General features: G+C 37.9%; 11 protein-coding genes and 1 pseudogene. 3 read left to right on the forward strand and 9 right to left on the reverse strand.

Going from position 1 to position 15,061, the window contains the following annotated elements; translation table 11 throughout:
- Positions 1-12: 12 nt before the first annotated feature.
- Entirely contained in the window at positions 13-549 is a 537-nt protein-coding gene (locus tag V8Q34_RS13380; RefSeq protein WP_335835651.1) for a VanZ family protein, read from the reverse strand.
- A gap of 671 nt (positions 550-1,220) precedes the next feature.
- Between V8Q34_RS13380 and V8Q34_RS13385 the strand changes: the two genes are divergently transcribed.
- From V8Q34_RS13385 to V8Q34_RS13395, 3 genes are read left to right on the forward strand one after another with little or no spacing between them, the layout of a single operon-like run.
- Entirely contained in the window at positions 1,221-1,982 is a 762-nt protein-coding gene (locus V8Q34_RS13385; protein WP_335835652.1) for an ABC transporter ATP-binding protein, read from the forward strand.
- Positions 1,983-1,994: 12 nt separating this feature from the next.
- Positions 1,995-3,578, forward strand: a complete 1,584-nt coding sequence (locus tag V8Q34_RS13390; RefSeq protein WP_335835653.1) for an ABC transporter permease subunit — start codon at positions 1,995-1,997, stop codon at positions 3,576-3,578.
- Positions 3,579-3,581: 3 nt separating this feature from the next.
- Positions 3,582-4,556: an extracellular solute-binding protein gene (locus V8Q34_RS13395; RefSeq protein WP_335835654.1), complete on the forward strand. Its 975-nt coding sequence runs from the start codon at positions 3,582-3,584 to the stop codon at positions 4,554-4,556.
- Positions 4,557-4,845: 289 nt separating this feature from the next.
- Here V8Q34_RS13395 and V8Q34_RS13400 read toward each other — a convergent pair whose 3' ends face one another.
- The 8 genes and pseudogenes from V8Q34_RS13400 to V8Q34_RS13435 all read right to left on the reverse strand — a co-directional run bounded on the left by V8Q34_RS13400 (position 4,846) and on the right by V8Q34_RS13435 (position 15,032).
- Positions 4,846-5,622, reverse strand: coding sequence for an ATP-binding protein (locus V8Q34_RS13400; RefSeq protein ID WP_335835655.1), 777 nt, complete (start codon positions 5,620-5,622; stop codon positions 4,846-4,848).
- Positions 5,623-5,628: 6 nt separating this feature from the next.
- Positions 5,629-7,179, reverse strand: a pseudogene (gene istA / locus V8Q34_RS13405) (IS21 family transposase).
- Positions 7,180-7,844: 665 nt separating this feature from the next.
- On the reverse strand, positions 7,845-9,368 hold the full coding sequence (locus V8Q34_RS13410; protein ID WP_335835656.1) for an oligosaccharide flippase family protein: 1,524 nt from the start codon (positions 9,366-9,368) through the stop codon (positions 7,845-7,847).
- A gap of 47 nt (positions 9,369-9,415) precedes the next feature.
- Complete coding sequence (locus tag V8Q34_RS13415) at positions 9,416-10,513, reverse strand: glycosyltransferase family 4 protein (RefSeq protein ID WP_335835657.1); 1,098 nt, start codon at positions 10,511-10,513, stop codon at positions 9,416-9,418.
- A 12-nt stretch (positions 10,514-10,525) separates the two neighbouring features.
- Complete coding sequence (locus tag V8Q34_RS13420; RefSeq protein ID WP_335835658.1) at positions 10,526-11,695, reverse strand: Coenzyme F420 hydrogenase/dehydrogenase, beta subunit C-terminal domain; 1,170 nt, start codon at positions 11,693-11,695, stop codon at positions 10,526-10,528.
- Positions 11,696-11,718: 23 nt separating this feature from the next.
- Positions 11,719-12,792 (reverse strand): polysaccharide pyruvyl transferase family protein, encoded by a 1,074-nt coding sequence (locus V8Q34_RS13425; protein WP_335835659.1) that lies wholly within the window; start codon positions 12,790-12,792, stop codon positions 11,719-11,721.
- Positions 12,793-12,797: 5 nt separating this feature from the next.
- Positions 12,798-13,904 (reverse strand): non-hydrolyzing UDP-N-acetylglucosamine 2-epimerase, encoded by a 1,107-nt coding sequence (wecB, locus tag V8Q34_RS13430; RefSeq protein WP_335835660.1) that lies wholly within the window; start codon positions 13,902-13,904, stop codon positions 12,798-12,800.
- A 3-nt stretch (positions 13,905-13,907) separates the two neighbouring features.
- The gene (locus V8Q34_RS13435; RefSeq protein ID WP_335835661.1) at positions 13,908-15,032 is read right to left on the reverse strand and encodes a glycosyltransferase family 4 protein; all 1,125 of its coding nucleotides are present in this window, start codon (positions 15,030-15,032) and stop codon (positions 13,908-13,910) included.
- Positions 15,033-15,061: the final 29 nt, after the last annotated feature.

Consider the following 15,061-nt stretch of genomic DNA (forward strand, 5'->3'; position numbering starts at 1 on the left):
TATACGGCAGATTCATCTTTTTTTACAGACATCCATTATCTTTTTACATATCCAGCATCCTAAATATACCCCTAAGGTATTATGGATCATGTCATCCCACTCAAAAAGCCCACGTTTTAATACTAACTGTAAAAATTCAATACAAAATGACACTGACAGTCCTGCCGCGGTTATCCTCATCACCCCAACACGTCTGCCAAATGCCGCGTACAGCAGCACTCCCATGGGCATCAGCAGAAGCACATTCAAAAATATTTCCTCTGCCATGGATACGCTGCGATACTGTATGGTAAAAACATAGGACCAAAAAGGCATCAGTTCATATTTCATTTCCGGATAAGGATTCCGTGAGAAAACGGTGGACAAAAAAACAATATACAACCAGACAAATACACCTGCTATACAGACTGCCTGCCCTGTCTTTATTATTTTTCTTTGTACCATGAAGATGAGGACAGCAGCCAGCAGGATACTTAGAATCAGGAACAATACAATCTGCTTCTGCGATATCTTCGGAAAATGATTATTGAATATTTCTATTAAGTCCATATATCTGACAACTGCCTTTCTTCTGCTGCTAATGCGCAGATTTTTTCCTGCTTCATGTAAATAAATTCCTGTGACAGCTTTATTTTTATTTTACTCCTGGTTTTTAGATAATAAACAAAACAACGTGGGAATAACTGCAAATTTTTCAGTTCTGGATTTTACTTTTAACCCCGCCTCTATAAATTATACGCCGGAGTGATATTTAGAAAATCTCTTCCATTTTAACGTCTGGTCATCACGATGTCAACTTTTCATAAAAGCACATCACTTTTCAGCATTGTCCGCATATAACAGTCCATCTCTTCGCACTTACACCAAAATCATATTTTATTCTGCAGTATATAACACAGCAGACAACATTACCCCCAAATGCATGAATATGCAAAAATATTTATAAGCCTTCCTTAATTTCCATCATTACACCTTACTTTTATCCACTAATCTGCAACAACAGTAGCATAAAATAGTAATAAATGGTATACTGAAACAAAATATAAAAGGAAGTGTACTCATGATTTTCCATAAAACACCCCCTATTTTGCCATTCACAGCCCGAATCCGCCAATCATGCCTCCGACAAAATCAATGGCCCCCTCCCCAAATGTAAATACCGCAGGGATATTAATACACAGCCGATAATCTACGGCCTATCATACCAAGGAGAATTTCATATGACAGAGAAATTGATCGTAAAAAATCTTGTAAAAGAATACGACGGAGAACAGGTTCTAAAATCCCTTTCCTTCGTAGTAAAGGAAGGGGAATTCCTCAGTGTCCTCGGCCCCAGCGGCTGCGGCAAAACAACACTGTTAAGAATCCTCATCGGTCTGGAATCCCAGACTGCAGGAGAAATACTGCTGGACGGAAAAGACATAAGCAAGCTTCCCGCATCCCAGAGAGGAATGGGAATCATATTCCAAAATTATGCCTTATTCCCCAATATGACAGTTCTGGAAAACGTAGAGTATGCCCTGAAGATCAAACCTGAAACAAAAGCAGACTCAAGAAAACGTGCCGAAAGAACCTTAGACATGATTGGCATGAGTGACCAATTGAACAAAAAGCCCCATCACCTCTCAGGAGGCCAGCAGCAGAGAGTTGCAATTGCCCGCACTCTCGCCTTAAACCCATCCATTGTTCTGCTCGACGAGCCGATCAGCGCACTGGATGTTGAAAATAAGGAGATCATGAAGAGGGAACTGAAAGACATTCAGAAAAAATTCCATTCCACAATGATCTATATCACCCATGACCAGGAGGAGGCTTTCTTCCTGTCCGACAGGATCATGGTAATGAGCAACGGGACGATTGAACAGCTGGACAGCCCTCTGGAAATATACAATAACCCTGCGAATGAATACATCCGAACCTTTGTGGTAAACCATTTAAACCAGAAATTTGATTCTTTATCAAAATGTATCGGCAGATTGTAGGACGGAGGAGATATGAAGAACAGAACCTTTCAGAGCCTGAAACTTTTCATAGGCATATTTTTAATTCTGCATGTTTTATGCCCGATCATCGCCTTAGCTACTCATATTTCCTATGGTGATATCAGTGAAGTCCTGTCAAGCGCACAGTTTGCCCCAATGCTTTGGAATTCATTTCTTTCATCGCTTGTGACTACTATTGTCTCTGTAAGCATTGCCCTGCTTCTGGCATGGTGTGTCAACAGGTCAAATATCCGGCATAAGGGTGTATGGTCCGTGATATTCACGCTGCCAATGCTGATCCCGTCTATTTCCCATGGTATGGGGCTGACACTGTTATTTGGTGACAATGGCTTTTTTACAAATTTAACCGGGATCAACATCCATTTATATGGATTGACGGGAATTGTGATCGGCGCAACTTTGTATTCCTGCCCGATGGCATTTTTAATGCTGACAGATATCTTTCAATATGAAGATTTTACGGTATATGAGATGGCAGATGTGCTGGGGCTTTCTAAGAAACAGCAGTTAAAGGCAATTACACTTTCAAATCTTAAAAAACCGTTAATCTCCGCTTTCTTCGCCGTGTTTACCGTCGTATTCACGGATTATGGTGTGCCGTTAATAGTAGGCGGGAAAATGATGACTCTGCCGGTCTATATGTATCGGGAAGTTATTGGTCTGCTTGATTATTCAAAGGGCGGAATCATCGGGGTCATTCTGCTGATTCCGGCAGTGATCGCCTTTATTATTGATCTGTTAAATAAAGATAACGGGACAAACAGTACAATCACGAAACCGTATGTGATTGGGAAGAACAGGAAACGAGATATTTTTTCCAGGATTGTATGTGTTGTAACTCTTGTTTTGATCAGCCTTCCGATTATTACGTTTGTCATTTTGAGTTTTGTGAAACAGTATCCTGTAGACTTTAGTTTTACCTTTGACAATATAACGGAATCTCTGGATCTGGGGATTGGCGGGTATCTGCTGAATTCGCTGTTTATCGGGCTGACGACAGCTCTGGCCGGTACATTGATTACATATTATGCTGCATTTGTGACGGCGCGCTCAGGGAAAAACTTTTCTTCCATGGCTATTCATTTGATTTCTCTGGTTTCCCTGTCATTTCCCGGTATTGTGCTGGGTTTGTCCTATGTACTGTTCTTTCAGGGAAGCTTTGTTTATGGAACGATCGCTATTTTGATCACAGTAAATATCACTCACTTTTTTGCATCGCCGTATCTGCTGGCTTATAATTCGCTTTCTAAGTTTAACAGTAATCTGGAGGATGTCGCGTATTCTCTGGGAATCTCTAAGATGAAAATGCTGGTTGATGTGTACATGCCGTGTACAAGAGGAACGATTCTGGAAATGTTCAGTTATATTTTCGTAAACTGTATGGTGACCATTTCGGCGATTTCCTTCCTGGCGAATTTCAGAAATATGCCGCTGGCACTTCTGATCCCGCAGTTTGATTCTCAGTCACTGATTGAACCTATTGCATTTATTTCCATTATTATTTTGCTGGTCAATGTAATTGCAAAGGGCGTGATCTATTTCCTGAAAATGTATTTTGCAAGGAAGGAGAATTGAGGGATGAAGAAAATATTAGCGGGGTTAGTTGTTGTAATCATGGTTTTATATTTTGCGATAAATAAGCAGGAAAGCAATACTTTAGTGATTTATTCTGCGCTGGAGCAGTACAGGAATGATGATCTGAAGGCTCATCTGGCCGAGAAATTTCCGGATTTGAATGTGCAGATCATGTATATGCCCACTGCTAAGGTTGCTGCTAAGATTCAGACAGAGAAAGAACACTCCGATGCGGACATTGTGCTGGGGGTTGAGACCGGGTATATGGAGAAAATGAAGGACTCACTGGCTGATGTGGCAGAATATTCACATTTGGATTATATTGACGGTATGCTGCCGGAGCATGGGAAGTATTTGATATGGGAAAGTTATGGGGGTGGATTTGCGGTAAATACGGAGATTTTGAAGAAATATGGGATTGCGGAGCCGAAGACTTACGAGGACTTACTGAAACCGGAATTTAAGAATAAGATATCTATTCAAAATCCAAAATCCAGTTCTACGGGGTATAATTTCTATCTGAATCTCAGGAATATATGGGGGGAGAAGAAGACGCTGGAGTATTTTGATAAGCTGAATGATAATGTGAAACAGTATTCCGAGTCGGGTTCCGGTCCGGTGAAGCTGCTGATCCAAGGGGAGTGCGCTGTGGGTACGGCGCTCACTTATCAGGTGGTGACGGAAATCAATAATGGCAATCCGCTGAAGATGATCTATCCGAAATCCGGGTCGCCGTATTCGCTGGATGGGGTTAGTGTTGTGAAGGGGAAAGATGATAAGGGGGATGTGAGGGATGTGTTTGAGTATTTGGTGAATGAGTATTTGGTTTATGATAAGGACCATTATAATCCGGGAAAAATATTGAAGGGGCAGAAAAGTGAGATGGAGAATTATCCGGAGGATATTAAGTATGCAGATATGACGGGGATTGATGATTTGGGGTTGAAGGATGAATTGCTTGGGAAGTGGAAGTATTGAGGGGATTATAAAATGGGAAGGAGTTCAGCAGGGCGATGGCCCTGCTGAAACTGTTTTCAGGATTCTTTTATTGATGTAAATAACGATAGATTAGTGCATACTGCACGGAGTTTCAGTGCACACTTTCCGACGATAGCGTGCATCCTTTCCGCTACATAGTGCATTCCTATATTGGATATACTGGTGCGGTGAAACCGCTGTTCCGGAAAACTGGAAACCGCCAGTCCGGTAAATGGAAACCGTTAATCCGGAACAGGGTACCGCTATTAAGTACTTACTGAGTGCGAGTTTACTCGCTTAATGCCGGATCCAATCCATATACCTCCCGCATAGACCGATAGTTTACTGAATCTGTTGGAATGATATTGATCTTATAGGCATCATGTTTAATGCGGTCGAGGATTGACTCCGCAAGAGGACTGTCATCGCCTCCAAGCTGGTCGTGCCATCCACTCTGATCGTACTGCGAGCAGAAGATCGTGGATGAGTTCCTGCGTCTTCGATGAAGAAGTTCCAAAATATCATGCTGTTCAGACTCTGTCGGCCTGAGAAGGAGCCATTCATCAATGATCAGAAGTACAGGATTGCCATACTTGGCTTGTACTTTTTTATAAGTGCCGTCATTACGTGCCATTTCCAGGTCAAGAAGTAGGTCAGGAAGACGGACATATTTGGTTTTAAAACGCTGCTTGCATGCTTCCATGCCAAATGCGCAGGCCATATATGTCTTTCCGCTTCCGGTGGCTCCGGTGATGAAAAGATTTCGATGTTCTGTAATGTACTCACAGGTAGCCAGTCTTTCAATCATAGTGCGGTTAAGTTTGCGCCCGGATAAATAGTTGATATCAGAAATGTGGGCTTCAGGCTGATCAAATCCGGCATTTCGGATCAGACGTTTCAGGCTGTTGCTTTTCCGGTTGCTGTACTCAATATCAACCAGCATCGCAAAACGGTCCTCGAAAGCAACTTCTTTCATTTTGGGGTCATCCAGTTGGGTACGGAAAGCGTCAGACATTGCTGTCAGCCGCATTTCAATCAGTTTATCCATTGTACTTTGTGTAGTCATAATTCCTTACCTCCGATAGTAATCAGCGCCTCTTGTGAGCGCATGGTTGTTAGTTGCGGGTGTGGATGGCTGCTCCTTATTGGCTGGATCTACCCTGTCATTTCCAGTATCAAGGATGTTCTTGATGCTTTTATAGCTGGGTGTTGCCGTAAAGGAAAGAGCCTTTTTGCAGGCCGCCTCAAGGCGTTCAACAGAGTACTTGTCTGCAAGCTTTAAAAGCCCCATACAGCTTCTGTATGACTGTTGCTCCACACGTTTGGAGGTAAGGATGTTATCTATTACTTGGTAGGTACTATTACCGATACGTTCCGCCCATTTGCGGAAACGATCTCCATTCCATTCGAGGTATTATTGGTGGGAAACCGGCATATGGTCGGTAATTGTGCTGTATTGTCCCTTTCACCCATAAAGCCGGCGATGGGATGCGATACGGTTGTTATTGTAAAAAATCTCAATGGTCTTATCTGTAACCCGCATATCGACTTTGCGCTTTATATATTCATGCGGAACTGAGTATAGCATTCCGGCGCAAGATATGTGATAATTGAACTGAACGGTGGCTTGTTTCCATTCTGCCAGTTCATAAGGGGCAACAGGTAAGGGCGCCAGCAATGGCAGTTCTTCGTCGCGGAAGATCTCGTACCGGCTGCCCTCTTTCTTTTGAAATGGACGGCGGCTGAATGTTTCCAGCTTTTTTCGTATAGCCTGATTTAATTCACCCAAAGAGAAGAACTGTTCATTGCGTAGGGCTGCGGTGATCCATGTAGAAATATTTCCTACACAGCCCTCGGCATTTGGCTTGTCCTTAGGGGCCCGGACACGGGCGGGGATGATGGCAGTGCTATAGTGTTCAGCCATTTCCTGATAAACAGTATTGATCCGCTGGTCTTTCCAGCCTTTGTTATGGTCAACCGCTGTACGGCAGTTATCAGGCACCAGAATCTTGGCAACCCCGCCGAAGTATTCATACCTATGTACATGGGCTGCAATCCAGGAAGGCTGCTTTTCGTCGATGAACGCTTCAACATAAGGATACTGGCTGTAAGTCATAACACCGACAAAAAGATAAGCATTGATGATCTCTCCTGTATCAGGATTAGTGATGTAGGCAGGATCCCCTGCCCAATCAACCTCTACCTGTTCTGCAGGTTTCCGGTTGATGTGCATGGTTGCCCGCCGTTTTAGTTCGTCTTGTTGGATATAATAACAAAACTGTGAATATATCAGCGGTTCGTCGCCGGCAAGGCGGCATTCTTCAAGGTATTCTGTCCACAGAAGTTTTTTATTAACTCCATTGCGGAGCAGTTCCTTGCGGATGTGGGCATAATCCGGCATATGTTTGTTGGTATGAGCCTGCTTCCCGTTCGGTTTTGGAAACAGCAACTGCTCAATTACAGGGTCAGTCTGATCTGCATCAAGTGGCCACGAAATATTTTGCTCCCGGGCAGCCTTTAGAACCTTATTGACAGTTTTCTTTGAGACACCGCAGCTGAGCACGATATTGGTTTGGCTGAGATTCAGACTGGCAAGTCTGATAATCTCTCGGTACTTAGTCATAAAAGATGACCTCCTTCAAATGTATTTACGCCATAGACGTATGAATACATTATAAAGGACTCGCAGTAGCGGTTTCCGCCAGAACGGAATAACGGTTTCCATCAATCCGGAACAGCGGTTTCCAATCTCCGGAATGGGGGTGTAAAATCATCCGGAATACTCAGGGGGCACCCGGGAGCACGTTTATCACTCATAATGAAACCTCTAAATATAGTGAATTTCTATCTCCTATCAAACGGAGTGTAGCAAAAATCTATTTACTATACATTATGAGTTCAAAAACGTAAATGGTAAAGCTACCCAAGATTTAAGTGCTTACGATAATGCTACGCTTTCCTTCCGTCATTTGTACTCTGTGTACTGGTTTCTTTTGTCTTGCCATAATAAAAGGCCCTCCTATGATTTTTATTTTATCATAGAAGAACCTTATAAATCCTATTTTACAGAAAAAGTTTCACACTCTCATGTTTTACCGTATACCATGATACGAGCGAACACACATCTGTATGGTTACTGTAAAAGTACAAATCAACCCAACGTATTTTTGAGAGTATTTCAATTCCCGAAGCACATAAAATTACTATCTCCAGAAAGTCTTGTAACAGAATGTATACAAAAAGCCCGATATATCATAAATACGGACAGTCCCTCTTAATAAAAGTTCATTACTTTCTAAGGCGTTTCAAGTATGAAACAATTGCCTTAAATTGTGATGTCCTATAATAGCACAAAATTAACAACACATTAGGTACTACCAATACAACTATTGCGCGATAAAAAAGATTAATAACTGAGTACTCATGTAAAAATTTTATACAAATCAGATATGTAAAAGCTCCAATTACAAGAAAAAAGCCTGTGTCAACAATACTAGGTAAAAGTACATTTTTCAATTTGCATTTAAAAATACCCTTCGAAATAACCAATGATTCGACAGGAAAGTACAAAAATGCAAATACAAAGCATGTCGGAATCAAGACAAAAATTATGTTTTTTGTTATATATACCAATGAAATACTGAGTAATGCATTAACTATCATTCCAATATATGGTTTATACCAATCATTCTCCCACAGTCCTCCAGCATCCTTAAATGTCATTCCAATTATTCTAAATTGCCATAAGTAAAAATAAAATGCCAATGCTATTGCAATCGAATCGGCTAGCAAATAATCCCTTCCCAACCAAATCGTTATAAAAGGCTGAATTAAACACAATAAAGCAATAGTACACCATCCAATTATCCAATGCCAAACAAATGCACAATTATTATACATTTTTAACATTTGCTCGGGTGATAACACGATTATCCTATTTCCAATTCCTGCAATTAATGCCTGCTGAATAATTGAAATAATACCAATAAGTGCAGTAATAATATAATAATAATTATTATACTTTCCAAGGATAGACAACCCAAGAAAAGCCGATATAACAATACTATCAATTGAAACCAGAAAAGCCCCTCCTACTTTATGTCCTAGTAAAGGTAATACTTTTCTAAATATCCCCTTAGCAGTATCTGCGGTTGGCATCGTTGACGGATTAATTCTAGGAAAATGCTTTCTCGACGCATATAAATACATAATATTTCGCGGAATAATTGTTATCAACATAACACCGATATACAGATAATAATTCTCAAACGAAAGCAATACAATTATCTGTAAACCATATTGAAAAATATCTGAAACCAATTGAATTCTTGCTTTTATATCATTTCTTTGATACGCAGCAAAAACTGATGTTCTGTATGATGCAAATAAGTACCCTGAAACAGTATTTAATAGAAACATATAGAACAAAATATAGACATTAATGCCTACTGGTGTTTCTCCGTGAATTAACGATTTAACGAATAATGAAACAATTACACCAATACATAAAATAAAACCAGCTATCAGCAAATAGGCTTTACGGTAAAGATAAAGTAATTGATTTATTGTATCGTAATCTTTTTTTACAATACTACTATACATGCTAAAAACAATTGCACTTCCTATCCCTAATTCACTTAAATTTAACAAAGACAATACCGACGTAAATAATCCATCTAATCCAACATACTCTACTCCCAATTTGTATACAATAACTGATCGTACTATAAAAGCACAGAAAAGCATTACTATTTTTGAGAGAATTCCCCACAAAGAACTTTTAATTGTATTCTGCAAAACATTAATTTTCATATATCACACTTTCTTTTTACATGATTTTTAACATTGTTAATTAATGATTAATCTTTACAGATGATATTTTCTATCCAACAATTAATTATCTTATTACGTTCCATTTTATACAACTCCCTATGACTACATTTCGAAAATATCTTCCGTCTTTCAGCACTATCTATCAATTCACAGAGCTTCTCTGCGTACATTACAACATCAAATGCAGGAACTAAATATCCATTCACACCATCACAAATTAGTTCATCAGGTCCTGCATTAATATCAAATGAAACAGAAGGAAGGCCAGCTTGTAAAGCTTCTATCAAAACCATACCAAGCCCCTCAAATCTTGATGTTAATGCAAAAATCGAATAATCCTTGTACCGGTCAAGCATATTATCCGCATAACCTCTTAATATCAAACGTCCTTCTAAGCCATTAGCTCTAATTTTTTCCTCTAACTGCGTTCTTAGTAGCCCATCACCTAAGATTTCCCACGTCCACCCTTCGTGTTTTGCTAGCACTAGTTTTGCTATAGAAATGGCATAATCAAATCCTTTTTGCTCAACAAGGAATCCACAACTGAGTATTTTTCGACTTTCAACACTATATTTATTCGAAAACGTGTCCAAATTTTCAATAGGATTATATATTTGTATTATTTTATTGCTATTTGTAAAATTTCTAATATAGTTCTCACGATCTCTTTCTGTTAACACAATTATCCTATCGAATAGCATCCTAGCGATTTTTCTACCCAATCCAATTAAGCTATATGGTTTCCCTACATAAAAATTCATATGCTCCCATGCAACCTTTTTTGTTTTTCTTAATAAAGGTAAAGATAAAAATAAAAGTGGAACGAAATCCATTCCAGATACCACTAACACATCATACTTATTATTGCGAAAATGATTGTTTATTATATACTGAATATGCATAAATTCTTTCTTTAGGCTCTGAACATCATGAGTAATACTTATTACCTTCACTTTTTCATTCAAAGTAAAGCTTTTTTTCCTATATTTAATAATATCTTTGAGTGTTATTACCGTTATTTGACAATCTATTCTCTCGATTAATCCATTAATGATATTTACTGCAACACGGGTATCTCCACCAGATCCGTTAATATTATGAACAAAGAAACATATTTTTTTCATCGGACTATCTCCTTACTTTCCAAAATAATATATCTTTTTTACTAAAAGAATACATTTGGACTTACATCTCCCGGACCTCGCTCTTTTATACTTTTCCGCTATTGCTTTGTAACCCTTTTTTTTATATTCTTGCATTAATTGTTCATTGTCATTAGGTTTTGTGCAAGGGTGACTAAGCTGTGGATTGTCTGCCAATGCCCTTTCATCATTAATCTCATGAACCTCAATGCTTTTCATAATATTTGTCATTACTCTGTTTCCTAATTCATTATTGACAATTACCAACGAAAGCCCATGCCGTCTATGCAATTCAGGTCTAATAGCCTTAATTCCCCAAAAGTCGCCTAATGTAATGTCTCCAACTCGTTCTTTTGTAGAATACTTACACTGATAACAAGATTCTCGATACATATAGCCCATCATAAAAGTATAAAAATACGAAGACATGTTCCACGTTCCAATATATTCACATAATCTCATAGTATTCTTTTTTTTATATGTTATCTTGTTTAGATACTGCCCCATTCTTCTATCTTTATGCCTGAAGTCAAACGACAGAATATCAATGTTGTATCTATTCTCTAAATAGTCAATATACGTTTCAAACACTCTTCCTGGTATAACCCCGTGACATACAATATCCAACAAAACTAGTTTGTCTTCATACTTTTTCTTGTATCTCTTCATTCCCGCCACTTGGCACGGTGTTCCAGAGAACAATACTAAGCGATTGGATTTTAATGCATTCTCTATCTGTAAAAAAATAGTCTTTGATATGCTGCTTTGAAGATACTTACTTTTCTGCAATAGATTAATATCCTTAAGATTATCTATAATAATATGCTCAACATTTTTATTATTAGTCCATGCCGCTCCCACAACTATTCCACCTTGAGAAATAACATACTCTGCTAAACATGCAAAAACGCCTCCTGATGATGCCCGCATATAAGCATCATTTTTCTTGTTGAATGCAGCGTACACTTTTCCTGTTTTTTCTTTTACAACATCATTTACTTCTGGACAAATCCTAATACATCTATCACATTCAATACATTCTGAGTAATCAATCCAAGGTACTTTTCCTCTTAAAATATCATCTTTCACTGAGATTGCGTTGACTGGGCATGAACTTAAACACATCATGCATCCCGTACATGTAGTTACTCTATCAATCGTCACAGTTCAATCCCCCTTAAACTTAATTAGTCACTTAATATTATTGAATCTAATTTCTTCTTCGAATTATCAATAAAACATTTAAAATCTTCATTCACTTTTACATAATTAATCTTATCGATAAACTGATCAACTATATTTCTCTCAGTAATCATTCTATTAGTTACGCTTTCTGATACAGAAAGAAGTGATTCAATTCTTGAATGATTCCTTTGTGGATTTAAAACAGAAAATTCTTTATTAAACAAAATCGAAAATGCTGTCGCGTGGAAAGAACTTGAAACAACGTAATCTGCATATTTAATATAGCTCAAAAAATCTAACGGATCCAATTCTTTAATATGTATATCGCAATCGCACTTTCTTCTAAATCCACCAATTTGAATAACTTTTCCTCCACGTTGTTTCCTATATTCTTCAATATATTTATCCAACAACTGAGAATTTTCATAAATCAGATACACCAGTAAATATTTGTCCTTTACCTGCCTAGTTGTCATCATATCTAAATATACAGATTCATCAATTAAAAATACAGGATCACATACCCACTGAACTGAGTGAGTAAAAATATTATCAACTATCTGTTTTTCTCTCACGGTAATTGAATCAAATTTTTTAGTCTTTAATTGCAATTTTTCAATTTCTTCAGCAGTAAGCGAATCTTTTCCAACACTTGCTGCATATGCTATTTTTTTCACTTTGTTGTTACCAATAAAAGAAAGATAATAAGCGTCATCTAACCCGCAAGCATAGCTTGGATTCCATAACTGATCACTACCAGATATTACAATATCTACATCAAAATTGTGGTTTAGAAGATCAGAATATGTTTTAAATAACTCCGGTGTAACTTTTAAATAGTTTTCTCTAAATGCCTTCAGTTTTTTTTCAATTTCAATATGCGTAAATAAATTCAAAGTTAAATTCAATATAATTGATTTAAACTTGTTTCCATTATATCTCAAATAGTCCGGACAGTAATTTATAATACTACAGTTGCATCCTCTTGATTCAATGTACCTCTGAAGCGCAAACGCCTGTAGTGATGAACCACTATTATCTGTACAATGCAATGTAATCGTCAAAACATCTTTCATAAAAATTATACCTCTGTTTTCCCATATTCAAGAATATCTGCAATTCGACGACAAGTCTTTCCATCTCCATAAGGATTAACTGCATGTGCCATAGCATCGTAACTTGCCTTATTCTCCAGCAATTCTTTGAAGTTCTCATATATAACTTCTTCATCTGTACCAACAAGCTTAAGTGTGCTGGCTGCGATTCCTTCTGGACGTTCCGTAGTATCTCTCATAACGAGTACAGGCTTACCAAGAGAAGGAGCTTCTTCCTGGATTCCGCCAGAATCTGTAAGGATGAGATATGAATTGGCGAGTAAGTTGTGGAAATCAAGAACTTCCATCGGCTCAATGATACGTATTCTATCACAGCCACTCAGTTCCTCAACTGCAGTCTGACGAACCACTGGATTCATGTGGATTGGGTAAATAGCCTTCACATCTGGATGCTCGTCAATGATTCTACGTATTGCACGGAACATATGGTGCATTGGCTCACCAAGATTCTCTCTTCTGTGAGCGGTGATAACAATCAATCTGCTTCCCTCTGCCCAGGCAAGAACCTCATGCTTGAAATCGGAACGGACTGTGGTATGTAGTGCATCAATTGCGGTGTTTCCTGTGACATAGATTGTCTTCGGATCCTTTCCTTCCCTTATCAGATTATCTGCACTTCTTTGTGTTGGTGCAAAATTATACTTAGATATAATGCCCACAGCCTGTCTATTAAACTCTTCTGGATAAGGACTGTAAATATCATAAGTTCTCAGCCCCGCTTCAACATGGCCAATCGGAATCTGCTTATAGAAGCAAGCTAGTGCTGTTACAAAAGTTGTGGATGTATCACCATGAACCAGAACGACATCCGGCTTTACTTCCTCCAACACACCGCCAATTCTGTTCAAGATATTTGTAGTTACATCAAACAGCGTCTGACGGTCTTTCATTATAGAAAGATCATAATCAGGGACTACCTTGAATATCTCAAGCACCTGATCTAGCATTTGACGATGCTGACCAGTTACGCAAACAACCGTCTTAATTCCTTCTCTTGTTTTTAGTTCATTTACCAATGGGCACATTTTTATCGCTTCCGGACGCGTGCCAAATACCAACATTATAGTTTTCATTTTTTAATTCAACCCCTTATATAAACTCATTAATCTTTTTTCCATAATTTCCCATGAAAATTGTTCCACGAAAAATTTTTTCTCCTTATCTGACATATTACATAATTTTACCAATTCTTTTGCTCCTTTTTTTATAGAAGTTTTATTGCATTCAACTGCAACTCCAAATCCATTTTCTGTTAAAACATTGTCCATGCCAGTATTCTTAAACATCATCAAAGGCTTGCCTAAAGCTAATGCCTCATAGAATTTATTAGGTGCAGCATATTTGTGATTATTAATTAAAGGATCATAAAATGCAAACATTGCATCGCATTGTATCTCCAGCGAAATAACATTTTGATAATCAAGTTTTCCATAAAAGAAAACATTTTCATTTTCTTTAGCTATTTTTTCTATTCGCTCTGCTAATGGACCCATTCCGCCTATATGCAACTCTATATTTTCAATATCTTTTGTTGCATCTATTGTTTCTACAATAAATCGTTCAGAAGTTAGATTTCCAACATAACATAGTTTAAATCTATTTCTATTTAATTTGTAGTCAACTAAATCACACCTTAATTGCCTTTCAGATGGTGAATTATGAACAACTAGTAATTCTCTATAATTTTTAGTTTCAATTTGTTCTTCACGCTTTTCTGTACATATTATCGTGCATTTTGCTCCTTCAATGGCTTTATGTTCTAACTTTCTAAGTATAAAATCAATTGGTTTTGGGAATTTTTTTGTATCTGGAAAATAATCATAAATGTCATATATGTAATCTTTGGAAAACCGCTTAATGGTTTTACGTGACGGCAAATATGTAAACAAATCACATGCGTGAATGACATCATAATTCGCTTGATTATCTATCAACCATTTCTGAATTGTGGCAAGAAATTTAATTAAGGGAAACAAATTTTTCTTTACACCACCTCCCCAAACGGAAGGAATACCAAACCTGATAATATTTACATTATCATATTGGTCAAATTTTTGATCCAAAATTTCTCCGGCTTTTCCTCCACGATTCCAAGCAAGAATAGTAATTTTTATACCCTCTACCTGCGCAATAGAAGAAATTTCTTTTTCTACTCTTGGATCAGGATCAACTGCATTAGTTCTTATATATATCACTCTCATATCTATCTTGTATGATAATCAGTAACCTA

Source organism: Blautia sp. JLR.GB0024, from assembly GCF_037000545.1.
In the GTDB taxonomy this organism is placed as follows: domain Bacteria; phylum Bacillota; class Clostridia; order Lachnospirales; family Lachnospiraceae; genus Blautia; species Blautia celeris.

Bases quoted from the DNA above. Each gene is read 5' to 3' on its own strand.
- V8Q34_RS13380 (WP_335835651.1), bottom strand. From the start codon at position 549: ATGGACTTAATAGAAATATTCAATAATCATTTTCCGAAGATATCGCAG.
- V8Q34_RS13385 (WP_335835652.1), top strand. From the start codon at position 1,221: ATGACAGAGAAATTGATCGTAAAAAATCTTGTAAAAGAATACGACGGA.
- V8Q34_RS13390 (WP_335835653.1), top strand. From the start codon at position 1,995: ATGAAGAACAGAACCTTTCAGAGCCTGAAACTTTTCATAGGCATATTT.
- V8Q34_RS13395 (WP_335835654.1), top strand. From the start codon at position 3,582: ATGAAGAAAATATTAGCGGGGTTAGTTGTTGTAATCATGGTTTTATAT.
- V8Q34_RS13400 (WP_335835655.1), bottom strand. From the start codon at position 5,622: ATGACTACACAAAGTACAATGGATAAACTGATTGAAATGCGGCTGACA.
- V8Q34_RS13410 (WP_335835656.1), bottom strand. From the start codon at position 9,368: ATGAAAATTAATGTTTTGCAGAATACAATTAAAAGTTCTTTGTGGGGA.
- V8Q34_RS13415 (WP_335835657.1), bottom strand. From the start codon at position 10,513: ATGAAAAAAATATGTTTCTTTGTTCATAATATTAACGGATCTGGTGGA.
- V8Q34_RS13425 (WP_335835659.1), bottom strand. From the start codon at position 12,792: ATGAAAGATGTTTTGACGATTACATTGCATTGTACAGATAATAGTGGT.
- wecB (WP_335835660.1), bottom strand. From the start codon at position 13,904: ATGAAAACTATAATGTTGGTATTTGGCACGCGTCCGGAAGCGATAAAA.
- V8Q34_RS13435 (WP_335835661.1), bottom strand. From the start codon at position 15,032: ATGAGAGTGATATATATAAGAACTAATGCAGTTGATCCTGATCCAAGA.